This window comes from Monashia sp. NPDC004114 (assembly GCF_053603855.1).
Genome location: NZ_JBSGGK010000004.1, coordinates 136,785 through 163,133, shown reverse-complemented (window position 1 = coordinate 163,133; position 26,349 = coordinate 136,785). Strand labels below are relative to the sequence as shown.

General features: G+C 71.2%; 24 protein-coding genes. 18 read left to right on the top strand and 6 right to left on the bottom strand.

Going from position 1 to position 26,349, the window contains the following annotated elements; genetic code table 11:
- The first annotated feature begins 2 nt into the window (after window positions 1-2).
- From ACWEOW_RS07565 to mutM, 7 genes are all read left to right on the top strand, one after another.
- Window positions 3-2,255, top strand: coding sequence for an ATP-dependent DNA helicase RecG (locus tag ACWEOW_RS07565; protein ID WP_452268564.1), 2,253 nt, complete (start codon window positions 3-5; stop codon window positions 2,253-2,255).
- Between the two features lie 2 nt (window positions 2,256-2,257).
- Entirely contained in the window at window positions 2,258-2,839 is a 582-nt protein-coding gene (gene rsmD / locus ACWEOW_RS07560) for a 16S rRNA (guanine(966)-N(2))-methyltransferase RsmD (protein WP_452268563.1), read from the top strand.
- A 125-nt stretch (window positions 2,840-2,964) separates the two neighbouring features.
- Window positions 2,965-3,456: a pantetheine-phosphate adenylyltransferase gene (gene coaD / locus ACWEOW_RS07555; RefSeq protein WP_452268562.1), complete on the top strand. Its 492-nt coding sequence runs from the start codon at window positions 2,965-2,967 to the stop codon at window positions 3,454-3,456.
- Window positions 3,457-3,545: 89 nt separating this feature from the next.
- Window positions 3,546-4,121, top strand: a complete 576-nt coding sequence (locus ACWEOW_RS07550) for a YceD family protein (RefSeq protein WP_452268561.1) — start codon at window positions 3,546-3,548, stop codon at window positions 4,119-4,121.
- Window position 4,122: 1 nt separating this feature from the next.
- Window positions 4,123-4,317, top strand: coding sequence for a 50S ribosomal protein L32 (gene rpmF / locus ACWEOW_RS07545; RefSeq protein WP_452268560.1), 195 nt, complete (start codon window positions 4,123-4,125; stop codon window positions 4,315-4,317).
- 19 nt (window positions 4,318-4,336) lie between these two features.
- Window positions 4,337-5,101 carry a ribonuclease III gene (gene rnc, locus ACWEOW_RS07540; RefSeq protein ID WP_452268559.1) on the top strand — a complete coding sequence of 255 codons (765 nt, stop codon included), beginning with the start codon at window positions 4,337-4,339 and terminating at the stop codon, window positions 5,099-5,101.
- Window positions 5,102-5,107: 6 nt separating this feature from the next.
- The gene (gene mutM / locus ACWEOW_RS07535) at window positions 5,108-5,962 is read left to right on the top strand and encodes a bifunctional DNA-formamidopyrimidine glycosylase/DNA-(apurinic or apyrimidinic site) lyase (protein WP_452268558.1); all 855 of its coding nucleotides are present in this window, start codon (window positions 5,108-5,110) and stop codon (window positions 5,960-5,962) included.
- 29 nt (window positions 5,963-5,991) lie between these two features.
- On the opposite strand, the gene ACWEOW_RS07530 is transcribed toward mutM, so the two are convergent.
- The 3 genes from ACWEOW_RS07530 to ACWEOW_RS07520 all read right to left on the bottom strand — a co-directional run bounded on the left by ACWEOW_RS07530 (window position 5,992) and on the right by ACWEOW_RS07520 (window position 9,424).
- Window positions 5,992-6,318, bottom strand: a complete 327-nt coding sequence (locus ACWEOW_RS07530) for a hypothetical protein (RefSeq protein ID WP_452268557.1) — start codon at window positions 6,316-6,318, stop codon at window positions 5,992-5,994.
- A 13-nt stretch (window positions 6,319-6,331) separates the two neighbouring features.
- Window positions 6,332-8,089 (bottom strand): sodium:solute symporter family protein, encoded by a 1,758-nt coding sequence (locus ACWEOW_RS07525; RefSeq protein WP_452268556.1) that lies wholly within the window; start codon window positions 8,087-8,089, stop codon window positions 6,332-6,334.
- A gap of 66 nt (window positions 8,090-8,155) precedes the next feature.
- Complete coding sequence (locus ACWEOW_RS07520; RefSeq protein WP_452268555.1) at window positions 8,156-9,424, bottom strand: NAD(P)/FAD-dependent oxidoreductase; 1,269 nt, start codon at window positions 9,422-9,424, stop codon at window positions 8,156-8,158.
- A 24-nt stretch (window positions 9,425-9,448) separates the two neighbouring features.
- On the opposite strand from ACWEOW_RS07520, the gene ACWEOW_RS07515 reads away from it, so the two are divergent.
- The 4 genes from ACWEOW_RS07515 (at window position 9,449) to ACWEOW_RS07500 (ending at window position 14,218) form a co-directional block, all read left to right on the top strand.
- Window positions 9,449-10,747 carry a hydroxyacid-oxoacid transhydrogenase gene (locus ACWEOW_RS07515; protein WP_452268554.1) on the top strand — a complete coding sequence of 433 codons (1,299 nt, stop codon included), beginning with the start codon at window positions 9,449-9,451 and terminating at the stop codon, window positions 10,745-10,747.
- A 42-nt stretch (window positions 10,748-10,789) separates the two neighbouring features.
- Window positions 10,790-12,709 (top strand): M3 family metallopeptidase, encoded by a 1,920-nt coding sequence (locus tag ACWEOW_RS07510; protein WP_452268553.1) that lies wholly within the window; start codon window positions 10,790-10,792, stop codon window positions 12,707-12,709.
- A 10-nt stretch (window positions 12,710-12,719) separates the two neighbouring features.
- Window positions 12,720-13,562, top strand: coding sequence for an MOSC domain-containing protein (locus tag ACWEOW_RS07505; RefSeq protein ID WP_452268552.1), 843 nt, complete (start codon window positions 12,720-12,722; stop codon window positions 13,560-13,562).
- Between the two features lie 119 nt (window positions 13,563-13,681).
- The gene (locus ACWEOW_RS07500) at window positions 13,682-14,218 is read left to right on the top strand and encodes a DUF1269 domain-containing protein (protein ID WP_452268551.1); all 537 of its coding nucleotides are present in this window, start codon (window positions 13,682-13,684) and stop codon (window positions 14,216-14,218) included.
- A gap of 40 nt (window positions 14,219-14,258) precedes the next feature.
- Here the strand turns inward: ACWEOW_RS07500 and ACWEOW_RS07495 are convergent, their stop codons facing one another.
- Both ACWEOW_RS07495 and ACWEOW_RS07490 read right to left on the bottom strand, forming a co-directional pair.
- On the bottom strand, window positions 14,259-15,251 hold the full coding sequence (locus tag ACWEOW_RS07495; protein ID WP_452268550.1) for an alpha/beta fold hydrolase: 993 nt from the start codon (window positions 15,249-15,251) through the stop codon (window positions 14,259-14,261).
- 50 nt (window positions 15,252-15,301) lie between these two features.
- Window positions 15,302-17,278 carry an acyltransferase family protein gene (locus ACWEOW_RS07490; protein WP_452268549.1) on the bottom strand — a complete coding sequence of 659 codons (1,977 nt, stop codon included), beginning with the start codon at window positions 17,276-17,278 and terminating at the stop codon, window positions 15,302-15,304.
- 154 nt (window positions 17,279-17,432) lie between these two features.
- Between ACWEOW_RS07490 and ACWEOW_RS07485 the strand changes: the two genes are divergently transcribed.
- Both ACWEOW_RS07485 and ACWEOW_RS07480 read left to right on the top strand, forming a co-directional pair.
- Window positions 17,433-17,744, top strand: coding sequence for an acylphosphatase (locus tag ACWEOW_RS07485; RefSeq protein WP_452268548.1), 312 nt, complete (start codon window positions 17,433-17,435; stop codon window positions 17,742-17,744).
- Between the two features lie 18 nt (window positions 17,745-17,762).
- Complete coding sequence (locus ACWEOW_RS07480) at window positions 17,763-18,065, top strand: chorismate mutase (RefSeq protein WP_452268547.1); 303 nt, start codon at window positions 17,763-17,765, stop codon at window positions 18,063-18,065.
- A 20-nt stretch (window positions 18,066-18,085) separates the two neighbouring features.
- Here the strand turns inward: ACWEOW_RS07480 and ACWEOW_RS07475 are convergent, their stop codons facing one another.
- Window positions 18,086-18,733 (bottom strand): MSMEG_1061 family FMN-dependent PPOX-type flavoprotein, encoded by a 648-nt coding sequence (locus tag ACWEOW_RS07475; protein ID WP_452268546.1) that lies wholly within the window; start codon window positions 18,731-18,733, stop codon window positions 18,086-18,088.
- A 146-nt stretch (window positions 18,734-18,879) separates the two neighbouring features.
- On the opposite strand from ACWEOW_RS07475, the gene smc reads away from it, so the two are divergent.
- The 5 genes from smc to ACWEOW_RS07450 all read left to right on the top strand — a co-directional run bounded on the left by smc (window position 18,880) and on the right by ACWEOW_RS07450 (window position 26,337).
- Entirely contained in the window at window positions 18,880-22,461 is a 3,582-nt protein-coding gene (gene smc, locus ACWEOW_RS07470) for a chromosome segregation protein SMC (RefSeq protein WP_452268545.1), read from the top strand.
- 73 nt (window positions 22,462-22,534) lie between these two features.
- A complete protein-coding gene (locus tag ACWEOW_RS07465; protein WP_452268544.1) occupies window positions 22,535-22,714 on the top strand; it encodes a hypothetical protein in 180 nt (59 codons plus the stop codon).
- A 64-nt stretch (window positions 22,715-22,778) separates the two neighbouring features.
- Entirely contained in the window at window positions 22,779-23,993 is a 1,215-nt protein-coding gene (gene ftsY, locus ACWEOW_RS07460) for a signal recognition particle-docking protein FtsY (protein WP_452268543.1), read from the top strand.
- 533 nt (window positions 23,994-24,526) lie between these two features.
- Window positions 24,527-26,002 carry an ammonium transporter gene (locus ACWEOW_RS07455; RefSeq protein WP_452268542.1) on the top strand — a complete coding sequence of 492 codons (1,476 nt, stop codon included), beginning with the start codon at window positions 24,527-24,529 and terminating at the stop codon, window positions 26,000-26,002.
- Window positions 25,999-26,337 (top strand): P-II family nitrogen regulator, encoded by a 339-nt coding sequence (locus ACWEOW_RS07450; RefSeq protein WP_452268541.1) that lies wholly within the window; start codon window positions 25,999-26,001, stop codon window positions 26,335-26,337. The genes ACWEOW_RS07455 and ACWEOW_RS07450 overlap by 4 nt, the downstream gene beginning before the upstream one ends.
- Window positions 26,338-26,349: the final 12 nt, after the last annotated feature.

Sequence of the window (26,349 nt, the reverse complement as noted above, 5' to 3'; positions counted from 1 at the left end):
GGATGCCGGTGCTCACCGAGGAGTCGCCTCTGACCAAGCTGGCCCTCAAGAAGCCCGACGCCGAGGCGATGGCACGCAACAAGGGCATCGAGAACGTCGGGGAGCTCTTCGAGCTGGTCCCGCGGCGCTATGTCCAGCCCAGCGAGCTGACCGACCTGTCGAGGCTGCGCGTGGGCGAGGACGTCCTCGTCGTCGCCGAGGTGGCTGCGGCGACGACCCGCCCGATGCGCAACCGCCGCGGGAAGATGCTCACCGTGGTGCTCACCGACGAGCGGGGCGGCCACCTCGACATCACGTTCTTCAACGCCTTCGGGCACGAGCGCAAGCTCGTCCCGGGCCGCCGGGGTTTCTTCGTCGGCACCGTCGGCTCATACGGCCGCCGTCTCCAGCTGACCCACCCGGACTACGAGCTCATCGACGACGACGAGGGAGAGGCACAGGTCGAGTACTACCGGACGCACTGGGTGCCGGTGTACTCCACGACCGGGAAGCTCAACTCGTTCCGCATGCGCAAGCTCCTGCACCAGGCGCTCGACACCGTCGACCGGGTGCGCGAGCCAGTACCGGAGGACGTGCGAGAGGCTCGCGGGCTGCCCGACCGCCGGACCGCGCTCGAGCTCGTGCACCGTCCACTGCTCACCGAGAACGCCTCGCGCGGACTGCACCGGCTCAAGTACGACGAGGCGTTCGTGCTCCAGACGATCCTGGCCCAGCGGCGAAAGGCCGCCGAGGCCGACCTCGCCACGCCGCGTCCGCCCCGACCTGGAGGTCTGCTCGCTGCCTTCGACGCACGGCTGCCCTTCGAGCTGACCCAAGGCCAGCGGGAGGTGGGCGAGATCCTCGCGCAGGAGCTGGCCTCGGAGCGGCCGATGCACCGCCTGCTCCAAGGCGAGGTGGGCTCCGGCAAGACCATCGTGGCCCTGCGAGCGATGCTCGCCGCGATCGACGCGGGCGGTCAGGCCGCGCTGCTCGCGCCCACGGAGGTGCTCGCAGCTCAGCACCACCGCTCCATCACCACGATGCTCGGCGAGCTCGCGCAGGGCGGCATGCTCGGTGGGTCGGAGCTCGGCACCACGGTGGCCCTGCTCACCGGGAGCCAGAGTGCGGGTGCACGCCGCAAGGCCCTCCTCGATGCCGCGTCCGGCCAGGCCGGGATCGTCGTCGGGACCCATGCCCTCATCCAGAAGCACGTGCAGTTCGCCGACCTGGGGCTCGTCGTCGTCGACGAGCAGCACCGCTTCGGGGTGGAGCAGCGCGACGCCTTGCGGGAGAAGGGCCACCGCCCACCTCACGTCCTGGTCATGACGGCGACGCCCATCCCTCGCACCGTCGCCATGACGGTGTTCGGTGACATGGAGACCTCGACCCTGCGCGAGCTGCCCAAAGGCCGATCGCCGATCGCCACGCATGTCGTCGACGCGGAGCGTCCCGGGTGGGTCGAGCGCACCTGGCAGCGGGTCGCCGAGGAGGTCGCCAAGGGTCACCAGGTCTACGTCGTCTGCCCCCGCATCGGCGACGTCGACGACGAGGCGGGCGCGCTGTCCACGGACACGTCCGACGAGGAGGCGACCGACTGGGACGTCGGCGACTGGGACGAGGACTCCGCCGGCGCGGCCGACGAACCGGGCCCGGTGCGCGAGCTCACCGGGGTCTACTCCATGCTCGCGACGCTGCGTGCCAACCCCGCGCTCGACGGAGTGCGGAAGGCTGTGCTGCACGGCCGCCTCGACGCCGACACCAAGGACGCCACGATGCGGGCGTTCACGGCCGGGGAGGTCGACGTGCTCGTCGCGACGACCGTCATCGAGGTCGGGGTCGACGTCCCCAACGCCTCGGTCATGGTCGTCGTCGATGCGGACCGGTTCGGCATCTCGCAGCTGCACCAGCTGCGGGGCCGCGTCGGTCGCGGATCGGTGCCGGGCCTGTGTCTGCTCATGACCCAGGGCCCCGGCGAGCGGGCGATGGAGCGCCTCGAGCAGGTTGCGGCGACCAACGACGGCTTCGAGCTGGCCCGCGCCGACCTGATGTTCAGGCGCGAGGGCGACGTGCTCGGTGCGCGCCAGAGCGGCCGAGGCAGCTCCGTGCGCCACCTACGCCTCGGCCGCGCCGAGGACGAGCAGATCATCGCCGACGCCCGCGAGGACGCTTTCGCCCTGATCGACGACGACCCGGACCTGCGGGCTCACCCGGCCTTGGCCGCGGCGGTCGCGATGCGGCTCGACGAGCACGAGGCCGTCTGGCTGGAACGGGGCTGAGCATGACCCGCATCATCAGCGGCAGCGCCGGAGGCCGTCGCCTGCAGACGCCGTCCGGCCCGACCACGCGCCCGACCTCGGACCGGGTCCGCGAGGCGCTGTTCAGCCGCCTCGAGCACCGCGGCCTCCTCGAGGGCACCAACGTGCTCGACCTGTATGCCGGCTCCGGCGCCCTCGGCCTCGAGGCCGCGAGCCGCGGCGCCGTCCTCGTGCTGCTCGTCGAGTCGGGCAAGGCGGCGGCCAAGGTGATCCGCGCCAACATCAAGACCGTGGGCCGCCCCGGGGTGCGGCTGCTGGCCGAGACGGTCGAGCGAGCACTCGGCGCAGGCCCGCCGGGCGGCATACGGATGGACCTCGTGCTCGTCGACCCGCCCTACGACCTGTCCGAGGACGCGCTCGCGGGCGTCCTCGCGAGCCTCGTCGAGCGGGCCTGGCTCGCGCGCGACGCCTTCGTCGTCGTCGAGCGGTCCAGCCGATCGCCCCAGCCACGATGGCCCGAGGGGCTCGAGCTGTCGGGGGAGAAGCGCTACGGCGAGACGACGATGTGGTTCGCCGAGCCCCCGCCGAGCGACGTCGTCGCCTGAGCGAGTTTGAGCCGGCTCGAGCCAGCCTGGGCTGGGACCGGGCTGGGCTGGACCGGGCTGGGCTGGACTGGGCTGGCTGAGCCGGTCACAGCCTGCCCGGCGCGCTCCCCGGTAGGTTGGGGGCCGTGACGAGCCACGAGATCCGCCGGTGCGTGTGCCCCGGCTCCTACGACCCGGTCACCAACGGGCACGTCGACGTCGTCTCGCGGGCCAGCCGGCTGTTCGACGAGGTCATCGTCGCGATCCTGCACAACCCGGGCAAACAGGGCACCTTCACGGTGCCCGAGCGCAGTGCTCTGCTCGAGCAGTCGCTGGGCCACCTGCCCAACGTCCGCGTGGCCGCCTGGGCGGAGACCCTCGTCGTCGACGTATGCCGCGAGGTCGGGGCCCAGGCCATGGTCAAGGGGCTGCGCGGGGGCACGGACTTCGCCTACGAGCTGCCGATGGCACACATGAACCGGCACCTCACCGGCGTCGAGACCCTGTTCATCGCCGCGGACCCGGCCCTGCAGCACGTCTCGAGCTCGCTCATCAAGGAGGTCGTGCGCTACGGCGGCGACGTCACCGGCCTCGTCCCGGACGCGGTCCTGGCCGCGCTCAAGGAGCGCCTCGCCTGATTTGGGCACTGGGGACGCCTCCGGTAGCCTTGGACGTCGGTCCACGTCCGTCTTGGCGCGGGCCGAACCATCTACTGTGCGCAGGAGTCATGGACCGCCCCGATCCCCGTTCGCCGCTGGTGCTCGACACCAGGGAGCTGAACAGGCGACCGGGGACGATGCACGAGCTCAGGCGCACCGTGACGTTTCCCGACGATCTCGGCACGGACGTCATCTCGATCAAGGCCGGCATGCCGGTGGAGGTCGAGGTGCGGCTGGAGTCCGTCGTGGAGGGCGTCCTCGTGACGGGTTCGGTCAGCGGCACGGCGACCGGCGCCTGCGTGCGGTGCCTGGATCCCGTCGAGATCGATGTCGAGGGGACCTTCCAGGAGCTGTTCGCCTACGCCGATCGGGCGGCGCACCACCACGAGGTGGCAGCCGACCACGACGAGGACGATGTGCACGAGCTGGTCGGTGACCTCATCGACCTCGAGCCCGTGCTCAGGGACGCCATCGTGCCGACGCTGCCGTTCCAACCGGTGTGCCGGGACGACTGCCCGGGGTTGTGTTCCGAGTGCGGGATGCGCCTCGCGGACGACCCGGACCACCATCATGAAGTGATCGACCCCCGATGGTCGGCGCTCAGCGGGCTGCTGGGCGACGACCCGCAAGAGAAGAGGAACTGACGTGGCTGTCCCGAAGCGGAAGATGTCGCGCTCCAACACCCGTTCGCGTCGCGCGAACTGGAAGGCAACGGCGACCACGCTGACCACGTGCCCCCAGTGCGGTGCGGCGACCCAGCCGCACATCGCGTGCCCGTCCTGTGGCACCTACAAGGGCCGTCACTACGCCGCCGCCGAGCGCACCGAGCACCAGGCCTGAGCATCCGGTGGGCAGCCCCGTGAGCGACCTTGCGTCAGGGGATGTTCCGACGGTGCCGCAGCGGCCCGTCGATGCGCTGGTCAACCACCTTCGCGAGGTGGTCGGCCAGGACATCGACGAGCCGCTGCTTCTGCGCGCCCTGACTCATCGGTCCTACGCCTACGAGAACGGCGGCCTGCCCAACAACGAGCGCCTGGAGTTCCTCGGCGACTCGGTGCTGGGCCTCGTCGTGACCGAGACGCTCTACCGCGAGCACCCCGACCTGCCTGAGGGCCAGCTGGCCAAGCTGCGCGCGGCGGTCGTCAACATGCGCGCCCTGGCCGACGTCGCCCGCACCTTCGACCTCGGCGAGTACGTCATGCTCGGCAAGGGCGAGGAGGCCACGGGCGGCCGTGACAAGGCCTCGATCCTGGCCGACACGCTCGAGGCCCTCATCGGGACGGTGTTCCTGTCCACCGACATCGACCACGCGGCCACGTTCGTGCACCACCACTTCGACGGCATCATCGAGGAGGCCGCCACTCTCGGTGCAGGCCTCGACTGGAAGACGAGCCTGCAGGAGATGGCCGCAGGCGCATCGCTCGGGTCTCCGGAGTACCACGTCGGCGAGCAGGGGCCGGACCACGAGAAGGAGTTCCACGCCCGCGTCGTCGTCGGCGAGGAGGTCCTCGGCGAAGGGCGCGGCAGGAGCAAGAAGGAAGCCGAGCAGAAGGCCGCCAAGCAGGCCTGGCACACGCTCGAACGCCGCCGCACCGACGCGGACGCCAGCCTGCCGCAGGGCTGAGGCCCGGTGCCCGAGCTGCCCGAGGTCGAGGTCGTGCGGCGTGGCCTCGAGGACCACGTCGTCGGCCGCCACATCACTCGAGCCCGGATCACCGGGGTGCGGGTCGCGCGCCGCCACGACGCGGGCGCGGGCGACCTGGCCTCCCGCCTGCACGACGTCACCGTCACCGCCGCGGCGCGCCGGGGCAAGTACCTCTGGCTCGCCCTCGGCGACGAGGACGCACTGGTGGTGCATCTCGGCATGAGCGGCCAGATGCTCGTCGAGCCCGCGGACGCGCCGCTCGAGAGGCACTGCCATGCCCGGTTCGACTTCGCCGACGGGGGACCGCAGCTGCGGTTCGTCGACCAGCGCACCTTCGGGGGACTGTCGCTGTCACCTCTGGGTGCGGACGGCATACCCGAGTCCGTCGCGCACATCGCGCCCGACCCGTTCGAGCCCGCCTACGACCAGCACTCGGTCGTCGCCCGGATGAAACTGCGGGACAGCGCGGTGAAGCGAGCCCTGCTCGACCAGGGGCTCGTGTCCGGGATCGGGAACATCTACGCCGACGAGGCGCTGTGGCGGGCCAAGGTCCACGGCGAGCGGCTCTGCTCGGCCCTGACCAAGCCGGCGCTCGCCCGCGTCCTCGACCACGCCCACGACGTCATGGCCGAGGCCCTCGGGCAGGGCGGCACGAGCTTCGATGCCCTCTACGTCAACGTCAACGGCGCGAGCGGGTACTTCGACCGGTCGCTGCACGCGTACGGCCGGGCGGGCACCCCGTGCGACCGCTGTGGCGCGATCATGCGACGCGAGCAGTTCATGAACCGCTCGTCGTTCTCCTGTCCCGTGTGCCAGCCGCGGCCGCGCCGCCGGGGCTGATATCGCCCCGACGGCGCACCCGGCCTTTGCTAGCGCCTCCGGGGAGCCGGCCGGGTCGGGTCGTCCTGGACGGGATCGACGTCGTCGGGAACGACGATCGGCCGCAGCCGTGCCCACAGCATGAAGCACGCCGCGCCGACGAGCATGATGATGCCGGCCCAGAGGTTGGCGTTGACCCCGCCCGTGCGGGCGTAGGCCTTGTCGCCGAAGATGCCCATCAGGGTGAGGATCAGGCCGTAGATGCCGATGAGCCCGCCGATGAAGTTGCGGATGTCGAAGGCTCCGGCCGTATGCCGCTTCGACCCCGCGTCGTCGGGCGTGGTCGGAAGGCTCAGGTCATCAGGCTGTTCGGTCATGTCGCAGCTCCTCTCAGAAGGCGATGTTGAGGACGATGACCATCGCGAGCGCGACCCCGGCGAGCGGCAGCGTGCGCTGGTACCACGGCGCCCGTGCCTCGTGCGGGTCGATGAGCTCCTCGCGCGGCGTCTCGGAGTAGACGAGACCGCGCAGCTCGGAGGCGGGTTTGGGCTGGGTCCGGTAGGACACGAACACGCTCACCGCGACGTCGACGATGAACGCCGCCGAGGCCGCGAGGAAGGCCGCGCCCTGTCCCTCGATCGGCAGCACGCCACGGCTCACGCTGCCGAAGGCGTCCTTGCTCAGGAACGCGACCAGGACCGCGGCCAGGGTGCCGCTCACGAGGCCCACCCAGCCGGCCGTCGGTGTCATCCGTTTCCAGAACATGCCGACGATGAAGGTCGCGAACAGCGGTGCGTTGAAGAAGCCGAAGAGCGTCTGGAGATAGTCCATGACGTTGGAGAAGGAGCTGGCGACGATGGCGGTGAAGATCGCGATGACCGTCGCCGCGACCGTCGCGAGGCGGCCGATCCGCAGGTAGTAGTCGTCGGAGTGGTCCTTGCGGATGTAGCGCTGCCACAGGTCGTAGCTGAAGACGGTGTTGAACGCCGAGATGTTCGCGGCCATGCCGGCCATGAACGCGGCCAGCAGGCCTGCGATGGCCACGCCGAGCAGGCCGTTGGGCAGGATGTCGCGCATGAGCAGCAGGAGGGAGTCGTTGTACTTGACGCCCTCGCCCGACGCGCCTCCCGGCGGGGAGCCGCCGTTCTTGAGCTGGCCGATCTCGGGCACCATGACCGCGGCGATCATGCCTGGGACGATGACCAGGAACGGCACGAACATCTTGGGGAAGGCGCCGATGATGGGGGTCCGTCGTGCCGCGGACAGCGAGTTCGAGGCCATCGCTCTCTGGACCTCGACGAAGTTGGTCGTCCAGTAGCCGAAGGAGAGCACGAAGCCGAGCCCGAAGACGATGCCGACGACCGACCAGAACGGCGAGGAGAACCCGGAGAGCGCCTCGCCGGGCCAGGAGTGGAGCTGCTGGTCGGCGGGCGGGACGCCGGCGGCGGCCGGAGCCCGGTCGGCGAACTCGGTGATCCGGTCCTTGAGGCCCTGCCAGCCGCCGAGCCGGTGCAGGCCGATCAGCGTCAGCGGCAGCAGCGCGGCGACGATGACGAAGAACTGGAGCACCTCGTTGTAGATCGCCGCTGAGAGGCCACCGAGCGTGATGTAGGACAGCACGATCGCGGCCGCGACGAGGAGTGCGACCCACAGCGGCCAGCCGAGCAGGGCGTGGACGATCGAGCCCAGCAGGTAGAGGTTGACACCCGCGATGAGCAGCTGCGCGACGGCGAAGCTGATCGCGTTGACCAGGTGCGCGCCCGTGCCGAAACGGCGGAACATGAACTCCGGCACCGATCGGACCTTCGAGCCGTAGTAGAAGGGCATCATCACGACGCCGAGGAACAGCATCGCGGGGATCGCGCCGACCCAGAAGTAGTGCACGGTGGCGATGCCGATCTCGGCGCCGTTGGCCGACATGCCCATGATCTCGACGGCACCGAGGTTGGCGGAGATGAACGCCAGGCCGGTCACCCAGGCGGGCAGCGAGCGGCCCGAGAGGAAGAAGTCGATGGAGTCGGACACGGACCGCCGGGCCAGCAACCCGATGCCGAGAACGAAGACGAAGTAGAGCGCGATGATGATGTAGTCGACGGCGTTGACGCTGAGGAGTGTGCCCGCCGTGGACAGACCTGCCACTGACTGCATGCGATCAGTCCCTTCGTTTTGCGACGTTTTGTCACGCTAGCGCAGGGGCCCGCGCCTGGCGCGTCATCACACCGTGGCGTCGTCGACGCGGGTGAGGAGTCGCTTGAGGGGGACGTTCACGTCGGCGGCCGCATCGGCCGGGATACTCATACCCTTCTCCAGGGCGCGTTTGACAGTGAGGTAGTCGGCCGAGGACCCGACTGACTCGGTGGCGATGAGCAGCCCGTCGCGGTAGCTGAGGATGGAGAAGGCCTCGGCGCCGAGGTCGCCGCGCACCACGACGTGGTCGGCGCCGTGGGGGAGCCCGGCGATCTGGAGGCGCAGCTGGCCCTGGTCGCTCCAGAACCACGGCACCTGCCGGTATGCCGCGGGGCGTCCCACGAGCGTCGCCGCCGCGGCGCGCGCCTGGTCCGTCGCGTGCTGCACGCTCTCGAGGCGAGTCGGCCCGGGCAGGCCGCGGATGAAGGGGTTGGGGCCGACCGCGCAGTCGCCGGCGGCCACGGTCACGCCGTCGGAGGTGAGGGCATACTCGTCGACGACCACCCCGCGCCGCTCGACGGCCAGGCCGAGCTGCTCCGCCAGCTCGGTACGCGGGGCGACCCCGATCCCGACCACGACCAGGTCGGCCGTGAGCGTGCGGCCGTCCTCGAGCTCGACGCCGGAGGCTCGACCGTCCTGGGCGGTGACCCGAACAACATCGGCGTCGAGGAGAACTCGCGTGCCGCGGCGCTCGTGCGCGGCGAGGTAGAAGTCGGACAGCAGGGGGGTGACCGAGCGCCCGAGGAGCCGGTCGGTCGCCTCGACGACGGTGACGTTCGCGCCGAGCAGGCGAGCGCCGGCCGCGACCTCCAGCCCGATGAAGCCACCCCCGACGACGATGACCTCGCGGGCCTCCCGGAGGGCGGGTGCGAGCAGGTCGGCGTCGGCGAGGGTGCGCACGGACAGGACGCCGTCCGCGTCGGCGCCGTCGACCGGCAGGGCCCGGTTGGCCGCACCCGTGGTCAGAGCGAGGCGGGCGAACTCGACCTCGCGGCCTGCGCGCGTCGTTGCCCGGCCGCCCTCGCGGTCGCGGGCGATCTGCGCGACCGGGTCACCGGTGACGAGAGTGATCCCGTGCTCGGCGAACCATTGCGGGCCGTGGAAGACCAGTGAGTCGCGGTGGTGCTCGCCGCGCAGGTAGGTCTTGGACAGCGGCGGGCGGTCGTAGGGCGGCTCAGCCTCGTCGCCGACGAGCATGACGGGCTCGGTGTCGCCGAGCTCGCGCAGCGCAGTGACGAGTGAGATGCCGGACTGGCCGGCTCCGACCACGAGAGTCCCGGTCCGCTCGGCTGCCATGCCTCCCAGCGTAGGGTCCGCATCATGACGTGGTCGGCAGCCAGGCCCGAGTCGGTGTTCACCTACGGCGCGCCCATGCTCAAGTTCGGTCCGGGCGCCGCGGACGAGATCGGCCACGACCTGGCCACGCTCGGAGCCCGGCGGGTACTGCTCGTCACAGACCCCGGGCTGCGCGCGACCGGCATGCCCGACCGCGTCGCCGGGCGGATGGCGGCCTACGGCGTCGTGGCCGTCGTGCACGACTCGGCCCACGTGGAACCCACCGACGCGAGCCTGGAGGCCGCGGTCGAGCGGGCCCGCGCGGACGGGCCGTTCGACGCGTTCGTCGCGGTCGGCGGGGGGTCGTCCATCGACACGGCCAAGGCGGTCGACCTGATCCTGACCAATGGCGGCTCGCTGATGGACTACGTCAACGTTCCCGTCGGGGCCGGCCGCGCGCCCACGTCGCCGCTGGCCCCGCTCGTGGCGGTGCCGACCACGACCGGCACCGGCGCCGAGAGCACGACGATCTGCGTGCTCGACGTGCTGTCCCTCAAGGTCAAGACCGGCATCAGTCACGTGCGCCTGAGGCCGACGCTCGCCGTCGTCGACCCGAGACTCACGACGAGCCAGCCCGCGGGGGTGACCGCGGCGGCCGGGATGGACATCCTCTGCCACGCTCTGGAGAGCTGGACCGCCCGTCCGTACACCTCGTTCGAGCGGAAACAGCCGGGGGAGCGGGTGCCGTACTGCGGCAGCAACCCCATCTCCGATCTCTGGGCCGAGCGCTCGATGGCCTTGCTGGGCAACGCTTTCCGCAGAGCGGTTCGTGACGGGGAGGACGAGGCCGCTCGGGGTGAGATGGCGCTCGCGGCAACGTTCGCGGGGCTCGGGTTCGGCAACGCCGGAGTCCACATCCCGCACGCGAACGCGTACCCGGTCGCCGGACGGGTCCGCGACTTCCACCCCGACGGCTACCCGCCCGGCGAACCCCTCGTGCCACACGGCATGGCAGTGGCCCTGACGGCACCCGAGGCATTCCGGTGGACGTTCGACGCGGCGCCCGAGCGCCACCTGGCCGCTGCCCGGCTGCTCGCTCCGGACGAGCCACCGAAGGTCGACCCGGGCGACCCGTCCGGAGTCCTCCCCGCCGTGATCGTCGGCCTCATGCGCGACATCGGGATGCCCAACGGCCTCGCGGCCGTGGGCTATGGGGAGTCCGATGTGGAGGCGCTCGTCGAGGGCGCACTGAAGCAGCAGCGGCTGCTTGCGACCAGCCCGAAGCCGGTCGGAGCGGACGACCTGACCAGGATCGTCACACGCTCGCTTCGGCTCTGGGAGTAATCGGTCGACGCGGCGTCGCCCCGGCGGCATACAGTGCGGTCTGTGACGACCGAGGCCACGCACCTGACCATGCCCGCCGACCGAGACTGGCTCGAGTGGGTGGGAGCCCGCGGCGACGACCAGCTCGCCCGCGCCCGAGCGCTCGTCGACGCGCTCAAGGCCGACCCGCCCCGCGAGTCGCTGGAGGTGCTCCGCACGTGGAACGACGCGCAGGTCGCGCTGTCGAACGCCGCGTCGGTGGCCTCGCTGTTCTCCGAGGTGCACCCCGACAAGGAGGTGCGCGACCGCGCCGAGGCGGTTGCCCAGGAGGTCCAGAAGCTCGACACCGACCTCGGGCTCGACCAGGAGCTGTATGCCGTGTTCGCCGGGCTCGACGCCGAAGGCCTTGATGCCGACGCGGTTCGAGTGCTCGAACGGACGCTTCGGGACTTCCGGCGCTCCGGTGTCGACCGCGACGAGGCTACCCGGGAGCGCCTGCGCGAGCTGAGCGAGCGCGCGATCCTGCTCAGCCAGGACTTCAGCAAGAACATCCGCGAGAACGTCCGCAGCATCCGTATCGAGCCCGAGCGCCTCGCCGGTATGCCGCAGGACTGGGTCGAGGCTCACCCAGCTGACGAGGACGGCCTCGTCACCGTCACGACCGACTACCCCGACGTCGTCCCCTTCCGCACCTTCGCGCACGACGCGCAGGCGCGGCGCGACCTCGTCACCGAGTTCCTCACCATCGCCTGGCCGGACAACGACCAGGTGCTGCAGGACATCTTCGCCGTCCGTCGTGAGCACGCCGCGCTGCTCGGCTACGACACGTGGGCCGACTACGACGCCGAGGTCAAGATGATCGGCAACGGGAAGGCGATCGGGGAGTTCATCGAGCGCATCACCGAGCTGTCCACGTCGAGCGCCGAGCGTGACAAGGCGGTCCTGCTCGAGCGGCTCCGGCAGGACCGTCCCGACGCCACCGACATCGACGGGGCCGACACCTTCTACTACGGCGAGCTGGTCCGCAAGGAGCAGCTCGCGGTCGACGCACAACGGGTCCGCACCTACTTCCCGTTCGAGGCCGTGCGCCAGGGACTGCTCGACGTGACCGGGCGCCTCTTCGGGGTCGAGTGGGCACCCGTCGCCGACGCCGGCACCTGGCACGACGAGGTCGCGACCTATGACGTGTCGTTCGGCGGGCAGCGGATCGGCCGGATCCACCTCGACCTGCACCCTCGCGACGGCAAGTACAAGCACGCCGCCCAGTTCGACCTCGTGCGCGGCGTCACCGACGTCCAGCTCGCCGAGGGCGTGCTCGTCTGCAACTTCAACCGCGGGCTCATGGAGCACGACGAGGTGGTGACCCTGTTCCACGAGTTCGGGCACCTCGTGCACCACGTCCTGGCCGGGCGCCAGCAGTGGGTCCGCTTCTCCGGGGTCGCGACCGAGTGGGACTTCGTCGAGGCGCCGAGCCAGATGCTCGAGGAATGGGCTTGGGACGCAACGGTGCTCGCGACCTTCGCGCGCAACGCCGACGGTGAGACCATCCCGCCCGGGCTCGTCGAGGCCATGCGCCGGGCCGACGACTTCGGCAAGGGCTACGACGCGCGGACCCAGATGTTCTACGCCGCGCTGTCCTACGACTTCCACGTCAACCCGACCGACGACCTCACCGCCAGGCTGCGCGACCTCATGGCGACGTACTCCGTCTTCCCGTACCTCGCCGGCACGCACATGCACTGCCACTTCGGGCACCTCGACGGCTACAGCTCGGCCTACTACACGTACATGTGGTCGCTCGTCATCGCCAAGGACATGTTCTCGGCGTTCGACCGCAGCGACCTGTTCGACCCGGAGGTCGCCGGGGCCTACCGCGACAAGGTGCTGGCACCCGGCGGACGACGGGACGCCGCGGACCTCGTCGAGGACTTCCTCGGGAGGCCGTACACCTTCGACGCGTATGCCGCGTGGCTCGCCGAGTGAGCGGGGTCGCGTGAGCACGCTGCGCGTCACGGGTCTCAACGTCTACCCGGTCAAGTCCCTCGCGGGCGTCGCACCACAGGCGGCAGACGTCGACGCGCGCGGCCTGGTCGGCGACCGTCGCTGGGCCGTCGTCGCACCCGACGGCACCAAGGTCACGGCGCGCGAGGAGCACCAGCTGCTGGGGGTGAGCGCCGAGCCGCTGGCAGACGGTGCCGTGCGGCTGCGCGCCCCGGGCGCGGAGGCCGTCGTCGCAGTCCCGCCGCGCGACGGGACGCCCGTGCCGGTCGGCTTCTGGGGACAGGCGAGCGCCGTGCCGGGATCCCCCGAGGTCTCCGAGTGGCTCTCGGAACGGGTCGGGCAGCCACTGCGGCTGGTCTGGCAGGACGACGACATGGTACGGCCGATCCGGCCCGACCTCGGGGGGCAGTCGGGCGACCGCAACTCGTTCGCCGACGCAGCGCCCATCCACCTGACGTCGGAGGCGTCCCTGACGCGTCTCAACGACTGGGTGCTCGAGACAGCCCTCGAACGGGGCGAGGAGCCCGCCGAGCCGCTGCGCCAGGAGCGGTTCCGACCGAACGTCGTCGTCGACGGGAACGAGCCCTTCGCGGAGGACTCGTGGTCGGTCGTGCGGATCGGCGACGTACCGTTCCGGGCGACGATGGTCGTCGATCGGTGTGTCATGACGACGATCGACCGCGTGCAGCTGCATACGACGAAGGAGCCGATCCGCACCCTGGCGCGCCACCGCAAGTGGGACGGCGCGACATGGTTCGGCATCCGGCTCACACCCGTGCTCCCACTGCCTGCCGGCGCGCACCTGCGGGTCGGCGACGCCGTCGTCCCCACCTGACCTGCCGGTGCGCATCTCACCCGCTGCGTGTGACGCGGCGCGGCGACCTGGCAACGGACGATCGGTGGGCGCCCCGTGATGCCCGCGGGTCGCGAACCGACGAATCCAAGGGGATCCAGATGGCTTTCGACACGTACATGGTGCTGGCGGCGTCCTACGAGTCGGAGGAGGCTGCCGTCGCCGACTTCGAGGCGGTGCGTGAGCTCTACAAGGAGTCCGGGCTCATCGACACCTACGACGCGGCGGTCCTGACGCGCGGCTCGGACGGCAAGGTCAAGATCGTCGAGAAGCACGAGCAGCCCACCCGGCAGGGTGCGTGGGGCGGTCTCGGCATCGGCCTGGTCGGCGGCGCCGTCGTGGCGCTCTTCCCGGCCGTCGCACTGGGTGCCGGGCTGCTCTGGGGCGGCGCCACCGGGGCCGGCCTCGGCGCGCTGGCCGGGCACGTCGCCGCAGGCATGAGCCGCTCGGACCTCAAGGAGCTCGGCGAGCTCCTCGACAGGGGCCAGAGCGGGCTCGTCGTCGTCGCCGCGACCGATCTCGAGCGACGGGTCGAGGCCGAGCTGAAGCGGGCCGAGAAGGTCGAGAAGAAGGAGCTCAAGGCCGACGAGAAGGCGCTGGCGGGCGAGATCGACGCGGCCGCGGCTGCTCCCGCATAAGGTTGGCGCCTCGCTTCGCTGCGGCGCGTGCGCGGCGCCGTCAGGCCTTGCCTTCCTCCGCACGGCTCTCCGGGCTCGATCGGGCTTCCCGTGCCTGGCCGCGGTGCAGCTCGTACGCGCGGGCCTGGCCCGGGGAGTCGGGGTCGTCGACGATCGCCTCGTCGGCCATGAACTGGCGGATGACGTTCGCGAGCTCGCCGGGGTGGCTGAAGTTGATGGCGTGCGCGGCGCCCTCGATGACGACGAGCAGCGCGTGGCTCTCGGTCTCTCCGGCGACCTCCCGCAGCCTCGGCGGCAGCGGCATGAGCGGGTCGCGTGAGCCGATCACCGCCATCGTCGGCACGTCCATGGCGAGCAGGCGGTCCAGGGCCGGGAAGCGGGTCAGCGCCTGGAAGAGTCGCAGCGTGCTGGGCAGCCCGAACCGGAGGTAGTCGGGCGCGGCGACACCGATGAGCCGCGCCGGCTCCCGTATGCCGTCCAGTGCGAGCTGCGTGACCGCGCGCCCGAGTGGCTGGTTGTGCAGCCCGCCGGCCGGGGCCACCAGGATGGCACGCTCGATCCGCTCGGGAAAGTGGTGGGCGAACTCGCAGATCACCGCGCACCCCATGGAGTTGCCGACGAAGCTGGCCCGCTCGATGCCGAGTGCGTCGAGGAACGCAGCGGCCGCGCGGGCCAGCCCGGTGACGTCGAGAGGGTCGGCTGCGTTGCCGCTGCGACCGAAGCCGGGCAGGTCGGGCACGAGCGTGTGGAACTCGCCGGAGAGCCGCTCCGCGGTGGGCAGCAGGTAACGGCCGGAGAGCCCGAACCCGTGAAGGTGGACCATGACCCTGGATCCGGGGTCGGGCTGCGGTGTCTCCCGGAAGAAGACGCGGACGCCATCGATCGCCGTCCACCGTTCGGCGAGCGTCGTCGAGGGCCGCGTGAAGTGGCGCGGCGTCCCGTGCGGCGACCGGGGCACCAGGCTGCTGCGAAGCCGCGCGGCAGCGGCAACGAGGGCTTCACGGCTCGGTCGAGAGCTCGCTCGTAGGTCCATGGGTCCGTCCTACTGCATCCGCAGCCTGCGGACACCAGAGTTCGCCACGATCACGGGATCGGAAGCTCCTTGAGCACCACCGGCTTGCCGGTGTGGCGCTCGGACAGGTCGGCCAGGGCCTGGCGGACGGTCTTCGAGAACAGGTGTGCGCCCTTGATCGTCGGGTGAACGCGGTCGGACTGGACCTGCTCGGGGTGCGCGCGCACGGCCGAAGCCCAGTCCGCGACGATGACGTTGGGCCGGTCGCGCGCGATGAGGTCGAGCGTCGTGTTGTCGGTGTCGATGCGTGAGAAGGGACCCATGATGTTGACGAGGACGATCATGCGGTTCGGTCCGAGGAGGTCGAGCACCTTGTCCGCCTCGTCCTCGTCGACCCCGGCGTTGGTGCCGAAGGCCAGGATGACGGCCCGCCGGTTGTCGGCCCCACGCTCGGTGACCTGCGTGACCGCGTCGGACCAGCGCCGGTTGGACTTGGCGTCGATGCGGATGCCGGGGAAGTAGTAGCGCAACGCCTGCAGGCTCCCGACCATGATCGAGTCGCCGTAGGCGTCGATCTCCGGGCCCGCCGGCATCGTGAACGAGGCGTTCCTGGCGATCGGCGCCGCGTTTGGTGCCGCGTTTGGTGACGTGCTCGGCGCGGTGCCGGCGCGAGTGGCGGCCGTCGTCGAGCCGGCGGAGGAGTCCGGCTGCGCGTCGGCCTCGTTCGCGGCAAGCATTCGGGCGGTCTCGCTCATGTCGGGGGCGGTGGCGAGCACGACCGCGGTGGTCACGGCGAGCACCGCGGCGCCCACCGCGACGCCTTGCTTCGCCCGCCGGCCCAGCCCGCCGATACGGGTACGCACCATCGAGGTCACCCCGCGGAAGCCGCGGGAGCGGAACGGACTCTCGACCAGACGGAAGGTCAGGTCGGCGAGCGCCAGCGTGACGACCACGCACCAGAGCCGGGTGAGCCAGAAGCTCGTTGTCCCCGGCGCCGCCGGGTTGTCCAGCGCGACGAGCAGGATCACCGGCCAGTGCCACAGGTAGATCGAGTACGACCTGGCCCCCACCCACGTCGGAGCCGGATGACTCACCATGCGCTGCCAGAGGGTGAGCCGGCCGGGACGCCGGTCGAGGACCCCCATGACAAGCACGGCGGTCGCGACCGAGGCGAGCGCGATGCCGCCACGGAAGGTCAGTGTCGACTCCTCGTCGAGCAGGACCATCTCGGCGAGCAGCACCGCGGCCGCCAGCGGGACGGCATACGGCCCGAAGCGCCCCCACCGAGACGGCAGGACCCGCTGGGACAGGCGCGGGCTGGCCCAGGCGAAGGCGAGGGCTGCGCCGACCATGAGGCCCACCAGGTGGGTGTCGGTGCCGTAGTACACCCGCGTGGCGTCGCTGCCCGGCACGAACTGCAGGGCCATGAGCAACGCCGAGGCCGCACCCGCGACCACTGCCACGCCGACACGGACCCGTCCGGCCGTGGCGAGCAGCACGATGGTGACGAACGGCCACAGGAGGTAGAACTGCTCCTCGACGGCCAGCGACCAGAAGTTCATGAACAGCTGCGGTGCAGTCTGGTCGAAGTAGCTGGACCCCGCGGTGATCTCGACCCAGTTCGTCGAGAAGGTCAGGGCACCGAGGACCTGCCGCTCGATCGAGACGAGCAGGTCCTGGCTCACGAGCCGTGCCATCAGGACGCTGACCAGCACGCAGAGCACGAGCGCGGGCACCAGCCGGCGGGCGCGGCGCACCCAGAAGCTCGAGAGCGCGACCCGGCCGGTCCGGCGATGCTCCCGGACCAGCAGGGTCGTGATGAGGAAGCCGGACACGACGAAGAAGACGTCGACGCCCAGGAAGCCCCCGGGCAGCCAGGACGCGTTGAGGTGGTAGACCAGCACGCCGATGATGGCCAGCGCCCGCAGCCCGTCGAGGCCCTCGATTCGCCAGGGACGCGCACGCCCCTCGGACCGCTGGCTGGTTGCCGCGGCCGCGTCGGCGGAGTGTCCGGAACCTTCCGCCCGAGAAATGGCCGACGTTGTCACGTCGTTTCCTCCTTGGGCCCAGGGTGGGTGGAGTCACCACGGTGCCTGGAGTGAGCATAGTTACGGTTGGGGCACGGGTTGCGGAGGCTCGCGGGGGGCCCGAGCGGGAGGCGCGGCATCCCAGGGAGGTGCACCAGCGGCATACGGTGTGGGCATGTGCCCCGACCCGCTCGCGACACCGGACCTGGTGCGCGTGACGATCTTCGTGCGCGGCTGGGTGCAGGGAGTCGGTTTCCGGTGGTGGGCGCGTGCGACGGCGCTGGAGCTCGGTCTCGCCGGGCACGCCCGCAACTTGCCCGACGGGCGAGTCGAGATCGTCGCGCAGGGGGACCGAGACTCCGTGGCGCGCCTCGAGGAGCTGCTCCGGGAGCAGCCGTCGACCACCCGACGGCCCGGTCAGGTGGAGAGCGTTGTCGTGCAGGCCGGCGTCCCGAAGGACGGAATCCGCGGATTCGACGAACGGTGACCCACCTAGGCTGACCGGATGAACGAGCCGCCCGATGTCCCGGCCGAGCTGCTGCGCCTGCGCAGCAGCATCGACAACATCGACGCCGCGCTCGTGCACCTGCTCGCCGAGCGGTTCAAGTGCACCCAGCAGGTCGGCCGGCTCAAGGCCGAGCAGCACCTGCCGGCCGCGGACCCCGGCCGTGAGGAGCGGCAGATCGCCCGGCTCCGGGCGCTCGCGGACGAGGCGGGTCTCGACCCGGTCTTCGCGGAGAAGTTCCTCAACTTCATCATCGCCGAGGTCATCCACCACCACGAGCGCCTCGCCAACGGCGAGGAGTGACGCGCCCTCCCGAGCGGCGCTCAGTAGAGCGTGGCGTCCTGCCTCGCGTCCAGGGCGGCGTCGTATGCCGCTGCCTCCTCGTCCGAGGTGAAGCCGCCCGCCTCGCGGGTGAGCTGCCCAGCAGTCGGGAGGGAGCCACGCTCGACGTGGGCCTCGTTGTCCCACAACCGGCTTCGCTTGATGGCGCGCGCGCACTGGAAGTAGCAGCGCTCGACGGTGACGACGATGACAGACGCGGGACGCTTGCCCTGCACCTCGTGCCGGGCGAGCTCTTCAGGGTCGGTCGAGAGGATCGCGGTGCCGCGGACGCGCAGCTCCTCGCCCAGTCCCGGGACGAGGAAGATCAGGCCGACGCGGGGGTCGGCCACGATGTTGCGCAGGGTGTCGAGGCGGTTGTTGCCCCGCCGGTCGGGAATGACGAGCGTGCGTTCGTCGCGGACCACCACGAAGCCCGGGTGGTCGCCCCTCGGCGACTGGTCCAGCCCGCCCTCGCCCACGGTCGCCACGACGACGAACGGTGACGCCTCGATGATCCTGGCCTGCCCACGGGTGATCGTCCGGGACTCCTTGGCGATCGAGTTGACCGCCGGTGCCGTCGGGTAGACCTCGAGCAGACGCTCGAGGCTCGTCACGGCGTGCGGGTCTGCTGGGGCGGTCGTTCGGGTCACCCGTACACGGTATGCCGTGAGCAGACCTCGTGCGCTCGGCCGACTGTTCCGCCTCGCCCGGCGTCCGCGGACGTCCCGGAGGTGCCGGGCCGCGGCTAGTACGCTGACCGGGATCGTCGCTGGCTGGACAAAGGAAACTCGGGTTCGTGTACGTCAAGAGCCTCACCCTGAAGGGCTTCAAGTCCTTCGCCTCGGCGACCCACCTGCGCCTCGAGCAAGGGATCACCTGCATCGTGGGGCCCAACGGCTCCGGCAAGTCCAATGTCGTCGACGCACTCGCGTGGGTGATGGGTGAGCAGGGCGCGAAGTCGCTGCGCGGCGGCAAGATGGAGGACGTCATCTTCGCCGGCACTGCCGGGCGGGCCCCGCTCGGCCGGGCCGAGGTCGCGCTGACGATCGACAACTCCGACGGAGCGCTGCCGATCGACTACACCGAGGTGACGATCGCCCGCACGATGTTCCGCAACGGCGGATCCGACTACTCCATCAACGGCACGCCGTGCCGGCTGCTCGACATCCAGGAGCTGCTCTCCGACAGCGGCATCGGCCGCGAGATGCACGTCATCGTCGGCCAGGGCCAGCTCGACACCGTGCTGCGGGCCACCCCTGAGGAGCGCCGGGGCTTCATCGAGGAGGCCGCGGGCGTCCTCAAGCACCGCAAGCGCAAGGAGCGGGCGCTGCGCAAGCTCGAGACGATGGAGGCCAACCTCACGCGCGTGCAGGACCTCACAGCCGAGATCCGCCGCCAGCTGGGGCCGCTCGGCCGGCAGGCGGAGACCGCGCGCAAGGCCGCGGTCATCCAGACCGACGCCCGCGACGCCCGGCTGCGGCTCGTCGCAGACGACTTGGTCCAGCTCACCTCGACGCTCGAGCAGGAGGTCGCCGACGAGTCGGCACTCATCGAGCGTCGCACCGAGGTCGAGGCGGCGATGTCGGGCCTCTCCACCCGGCTGGGCGAGCTCGAGACCGCAGCCGAGCGGTCCCGGCCGGCCTTGGCGCAGGCGCAGGACGAGTACGTCTCGCTCGGACGGCTGGTCGAGCGGATGGCCTCCACCCGCTCACTGGCGGCCGAGCGCGTCCGCCTGCTCAGCGAGGACGACGAGCCCGAGGCGGGCACGCAGGCGCGCGACCCCGAGCAGCTGCGCGAGCAGGCCGCGACGGTCCGGGAGCAGGAGGCCGAGCTGCTCGCCGAGATCGCCGAGGCGCGCGAGTCGCTGGAGGAGGCGGTGCTGCTGCGCACCGCGGCCGAGCGTGATGTCGCCGAGGAGACCTCGCGCCTCGCGCGGGCCACCCGGGCCGCAGCCGACCGGCGCGAGGGCCTGGCCAAGCTCGGCGGCCAGGTCGGCGCCCGGGCCTCGCGCGTCGAGGCTCGGGAGGCCGAGCTCGGACGCTTGCGCGCCACCGTGGAGCAGGGGCTCGCCCGCGCCGCGGAGGCCGAGCACGAGTTCGCGCGTCTCGAGGCGACCGTCGCCCAGGACGAGGAGGGCGAGCAGGGGCTCGACACGGCATACGAGCAGGCGGCGGCGCGGCTCGAGGCCGCTGAGGCCGAGCTCGCCCGCTGGAAGGACGCCGAGACTGCCGCCGACCGGGCGCGCACGGCCGCATCGGCCAAGGTCGAGGCACTGGAGCTCAGCCTGAGCCGCAAGGACGGAGCCGCGGCGCTGCTCGCTGCCGCCGACGAGGCCCACGCCATCGTCGGCTCCGTCGCGTCGCTCGTCACCGTGCAGCCGGGCCTGGAGAACGCCGTGGCGGCAGCGCTCGGGTCAGCAGCGGAGGCGCTCGTCGTCGGGTCCCTCGATGCCGCAGCGACCGCGCTCGATGCGCTCCGCGCGTCCGACTCCGGCCGCGCGAGCCTGCTCGTCGCCGAGTCCGCGACCCGGGTCGACCCGGCGGCCTGGCCACGCCTCGAGGGCGACGGCCGCTGGGCCCGTGACGTCGTGACCTGCCCCGACTCGGTGCGACCCGCCGTCGAGCAGGTGCTCGAGCGTGTGGCTCTCGTGGCCGACGTCAGCGCAGCGACGCGCCTGGTCCGCCTGCACCCCGGCGTGACGGCGGTGACCCGCGACGGCGACGTCTACGCACCGGGCACCGTGCGCGGCGGGAGCCAGTCCGCACCCAGCCTCATCGAGCTCCAGGCGGCTCTCGAGGACGCCCAGTCGACCGTCGCGGCAGCCACCCGTGACGGTGAGGAGGCGAGGTTCCGGGTCGCCGGAGCCGAGGCCGCCCTCCGCGACCTGAACGACGACGTCGAGGCGGCGCTCGAGAAGCTCAACGAGAGCGACGCCCGGATGGCCGCGGTGGCCGAGAAGCTCGGCTCGCTCGGGCAGACGCTGCGCGCGGCGCGGGCCGAGGTCGACCGCACCGAGCACGCCATCTCCGACGCCACCGCCGCCCTCGAGAGCGACCAGCTGGAGCACGCGGCCCTGCTGGAGCGCCTCGACGCGGCCAGTGCCGAGGGCGTGGACGACACCGACCCGTCGACCGACGAGCGCGAGCGCCTCGACGAGGTCGCCCGCGAGGCCCGTGCGGCCGAGACCGAGCTGCGGCTGGCCCTGCGCACCCGCGAGGAACGCGCCCGGGCGTTGAAGGACCGCGCCGATGCCCTCGAGCGCTCGGCTCTGCACGAGGAGCAGGCCCGCGAACGACTTGCAGCCCGGCGCGAGCGCCGGCAGCGCGAGGCTGCCGTCGCGGCCGCCGTCGGCACCGCCGCGGGCTGGGCGCACGCTCTGCTCGTCGAGTCCGCGGAGCAGGCCGGCCGCGCGCGGGCCGCCGGCGAGCAGGCGCGTACCGAGCGCGACGCCGAGCTCGCCGTGGTCCGGCGTGACATCGCGACCCTGCAGGCCGAGCTGCGCGAGCTCACGGACTCGGTGCATCGCGACGAGGTGGCCCGCGCCCAGCAGCGGCTCCGGATCGAGCAGCTCGAGACCAGGGCCGTCGAGGAGCTCGGCATCTCGCCCGAGGCGCTGGTCGACGAGTACGGCCCGCACCGTCCAGTGCCGTTCGTGCCCGACCCCGACGCCGATCCCGACGCCGCGCTGCCCGAACCGGTGCCGTTCGTGCGGGAGGCTCAGGAGAAGCGCCTCCGAGCAGCCGAGCGCCGGCTGAACGCCCTCGGGCGGATCAACCCCCTTGCGCTGGAAGAGTTCTCGGCGCTGGAGGAGCGACACAAGTTCCTCACGGAGCAGCTCGAAGACCTCAAGAGCTCGAAGCGCGACCTGCTCGACATCGTCAAGGAGGTCGACGAGCGCGTCGAGCGCGTGTTCGCCGAGGCCTTCGAGGACACCGCAGTGCAGTTCGAGCGCGTCTTCCAGCGGCTCTTCCCAGGTGGCGAGGGTCGGCTCGTGCTCACCGACCCGTCCAACATGCTGACGACCGGCCTCGAGGTCGAGGCGCGTCCACCAGGCAAGAAGATCAAGCGCCTCTCGCTGCTGTCCGGTGGAGAGCGGTCCCTCGTCGCCGTGGCGCTGCTCGTGGCCATCTTCAAGGCCCGCCCATCGCCGTTCTACATCATGGACGAGGTCGAGGCCGCACTCGACGACGCCAACCTCGGCCGCCTCATCACGCTGTTCGAGGAGCTGCGCGACAGCTCTCAGCTCATCGTCATCACGCACCAGAAGAAGACGATGGAGATCGCCGACGCGCTCTACGGCGTGAGCATGCGCGGCGACGGCGTGACCACCGTGGTCTCGCAGCGCCTGCGCGACGTCGCGGACCAGCGCTCGGCCTGAGTCCGGGCCGCGCGGTGGACGTGTCCCGGCGAGCCCATTTCGCCACACCAGTCACATGTGTCACTCTGGTCACATGCTCCTCCTGGTCCTCGCGATGCTGACTGCCACCGTTCTCGGGGTTGCGGTCGTCGGCTACGTCGCGGTGCCGGCGCATCGGGGCGGCCGAGGCCTGCTCACCCAGAGAGGACTCGACGTCGCGCTGTCGGTCCGACGGCGGTTCGCAAAGGTCGGCACCCGCGCGCGCACCCACTGAGCGCGCACCTGACGAGCGGCATACCGCTGAACGACCCGGGAGGAGGTCCGCTGCCCGTGGTTGGATGGCTGCCGTGGACACAGCCCTGATCTACGTCATCATCGGCGTCGTCATCCTCGCGGGGATCATCGCGTTCGGCGTCAACCTGATGCGCGGTCGCGACCGCGGTGGCGCGCCGACCATCGAGCGGAAGGCGCCGCCGGCGAGGCCGGGTCTGCCCGGTGAGGATCTCGACCGGCGCCCGCCGCCCGAGTCCACCGAGGTCGCGGCGCCTCCAGGCGTGCCGACCACGACGCCGGAAGCGCCGGAGGTCGAGGCACCCCCGGAGCCGACCGCCCCAGCCATCGAGCGGCCCGAGTCCGCCCGGGGTCGCCTGCAGCGCATGAGGGCCCGTCTCGCGCGCTCCAACACCTCGATCGGCAAGGGCCTGCTCGCCCTGCTCTCCCGCGGCAAGCTCGACGAGGAAGCGTGGGAGGAGGTCGAGGACACCCTCATCGGCGCCGACCTCGGCGTCGACGCGACGACCGAGCTGGTCGACTCGCTGCGCACCCGCGTCAAGGTCGACGGTGCGACCGACGAGGCGACCGTGCGTGGCTGGCTCCGCGACGACCTGCTCACCCTCGTGCAGCCGGAGATGGACCGTCGCATCGCGTCACGCAGGGTGGGTGACCGCCCGGCCGTCATCCTCGTCGTCGGCGTCAACGGCACCGGCAAGACGACGACCGTCGGCAAGCTCGCCCGGGTGCTCGTCGCGGAGGACCGTGACGTTCTCCTCGGCGCCGCCGACACGTTCCGCGCGGCGGCCGCCGACCAGCTCGAGACCTGGGGCGCGCGCGTGGGCGTGCCGACGGTGCGCTCCGACCGCGACGGCGCCGACCCGGCGGCGGTCGCCTTCGACGCCGTCAAGGCCGGCATCGAGCAGGAGGTCGACGTCGTCATCATCGACACCGCTGGCCGCCTGCACAACAAGGTCGACCTCATGAACGAGCTCGGCAAGGTCAAGCGCGTTATCGAGAAGCAGAGCGAGATCGACGAGGTTCTCCTCGTCCTCGACGCGACCACGGGCCAGAACGGCCTCCAGCAGGCGAAGGTCTTCGCCGAGGCGGTCGACGTCACCGGCATCGTGCTGACCAAGCTCGACGGCACCGCCAAGGGCGGCATCGTCGTCGCGGTCCAGCGCCAGCTCGGTGTCCCGGTCAAGCTCGTCGGCCTCGGCGAGGGCCCCGACGACCTTGCTCCCTTCGACCCAGCAGCCTTCGTCGACGCCATCGTCATGTAAATGGTTCGGCGCGCGTCGCGCCTGGACCACGAGCGAAGCGAGCGCCAGCGAGCGAGTCGAGGAGGGAAGGCGCGACGTCAGGGCGCGCCGAACGCGGCGAGCGGAGCGAGCCCATGTCATGGTTCGGCGCGCGTCGCGCCTGGACCGATGAGCCAGTCCGGCGCGCGTCGCGCCTGGACCGACGAGCGAAGCGAGCGCCAGCGAGCGAGCCGAGGAGGGAAGGCGCGACGTCAGGGCGCGCCGGACCCGCGAGCGAAGCGAGCGCGAAGATATGGCGAGCGCCAGCGAGCGAGTCGAGGAGGGAAGGCGTGACGTCAGGCCGCGCCGAACTGGCGAGCGGAGCGAGCCCAAAGATAGGGAAGGCGCGACGTCAAGGGGCGCCGGACCCGCGAGCCAAGCGAGCCCATGTGATGGTCCACATCCCGGACGGCCCCTCCTGCCGAAACCACCCGCTAACACCGACCGGCCGTTGTTGACACCGCTGTAACAAACGGTGACATCGGGTGACACGCGTGCGGTCCATCGTCGTGGCCATGAGCCCTCTTACCTTCGTGACGGCGGACACGCCGTTCATCGACAGCGGCAACACTGCCTGGGTGCTGGCGGCGGCCGCATTGGTCCTGTTCATGACCCCGGGCCTTGCCCTCTTCTACGGCGGCATGGTCCGCACCAAGAGCGTCCTCAACATGATGATGATGTCGTTCATCACCATGGGAACGGTCGGCACGGTGTGGATCCTCTGGGGATACAGCGAGGCGTTCGGCCCCGACATCGGTGGCGGTCTCCTCGGCAACCCGTTCGCCGAGTTCGGCCTGAGCGGCGTGCTCGAGAAGATCTACGGGTACGTCCCAGCGGACGCCGCGACCGGTACGGCCGCCTCGGGCGGTATCCCCGGCATGGCGTTCGTGGCGTTCCAGGTCGTCTTCGCGATCATCGCGGTCGCCCTCGTGTCGGGCGCCATTGCCGACCGGGCGAAGTTCAGCACGTGGACGATCTTCACCGTCCTGTGGGCCACGTTCGTCTACTTCCCGGCGGCCCACTGGGTCTTCGCCTTCAGCGGCTACGCCGCGGAGACCGGTGGCTGGATCGCCAACAAGGCCGAGGGCATGTTCCTCGGCGGCGTCGGTGCCTACGACTTCGCGGGCGGCACGGCGATCCACATCAACGCCGGTGCGGCCGGCCTGGCACTGGCCCTCGTCCTCGGCAAGCGGCTCGGCTTCAAGCGCGACCCCATGCGCCCGCACAACCTCACGCTGGTGATGATCGGTGCCGGCATCCTGTGGTTCGGCTGGTTCGGCTTCAACGCCGGCTCGGCGCTCGGTGCCGGCGCCCAGGCAGCGGGCGTCTGGGTCAACACCCTCGCCGCGACGGCCACGGCGATGCTCGGCTGGCTCGTCGTCGAGAAGGTTCGGGACGGCCACGCGACCTCCCTCGGTGCGGCATCGGGTGTCGTTGCGGGCCTCGTCGCCATCACTCCCGCCTGTGCGACCGTGTCGCCGGTCGGTGCGCTCATCGTCGGGCTGCTCGCCGGCGTCGGGTGTGCCCTCGCCGTCGGCCTGAAGTTCAGGTTCGGCTTCGACGACAGCCTCGACGTCGTGGGCGTCCACCTCGTCGGCGGCCTCATCGGCACGATCCTCATCGGCTTCCTCGCCACCAAGGGCAGCCCCACCGGAGCCGCTGGCATCGATGTCAACGAGGGCGTGTTCTACGGTGGTGGAGCATCGCAGCTGCTCGCCCAGCTCGAAGGGGCGTTTGCCGTCATGATCTTCTCGTTCGTGGTCACCTACCTGCTGGGGCTCCTGCTCCACAAGACCATCGGCTTCCGGGTGACTCCGGACGAGGAGTCCAGCGGCGTCGACCTCGCGGAGCACGCAGAGACCGCGTACGACTTCGGCTCGATCGGCGGCACGCGCACGGGCGTCCTGGCCGGCCACACGTCCGCGACGACCCCGTCACCTGCATCCGCTCCGTCCGCCGAGAGCGCTGCCAAGGAGGAGGCATCCGCATGAAGCTCATCACCGCGATCATCAAGCCCCACCAGCTCGACGAGGTGAAGGAGGCCCTCGAGGCCTTCGGAGTCGCCGGCATGACCATCAGCGAGGCCAGCGGCTACGGCCGCCAGCGCGGCCACAGCGAGGTCTACCGCGGCGCCGAGTACACCGTCGACTTCGTGCCGAAGGTGCGCCTCGAGGTCCTCGTCGACGACGTCGACGCGGGCGACGTCCTCGAGGTCATCCTCAAGGCTGCGCAGACCGGTCGGATCGGGGACGGCAAGATCTGGTCGGTTCCCGTCGACGAGGTGGTGCGGGTTCGCACCGGCGAGCGCGGCGTGGACGCACTCTAGAAGGGGCGGCGA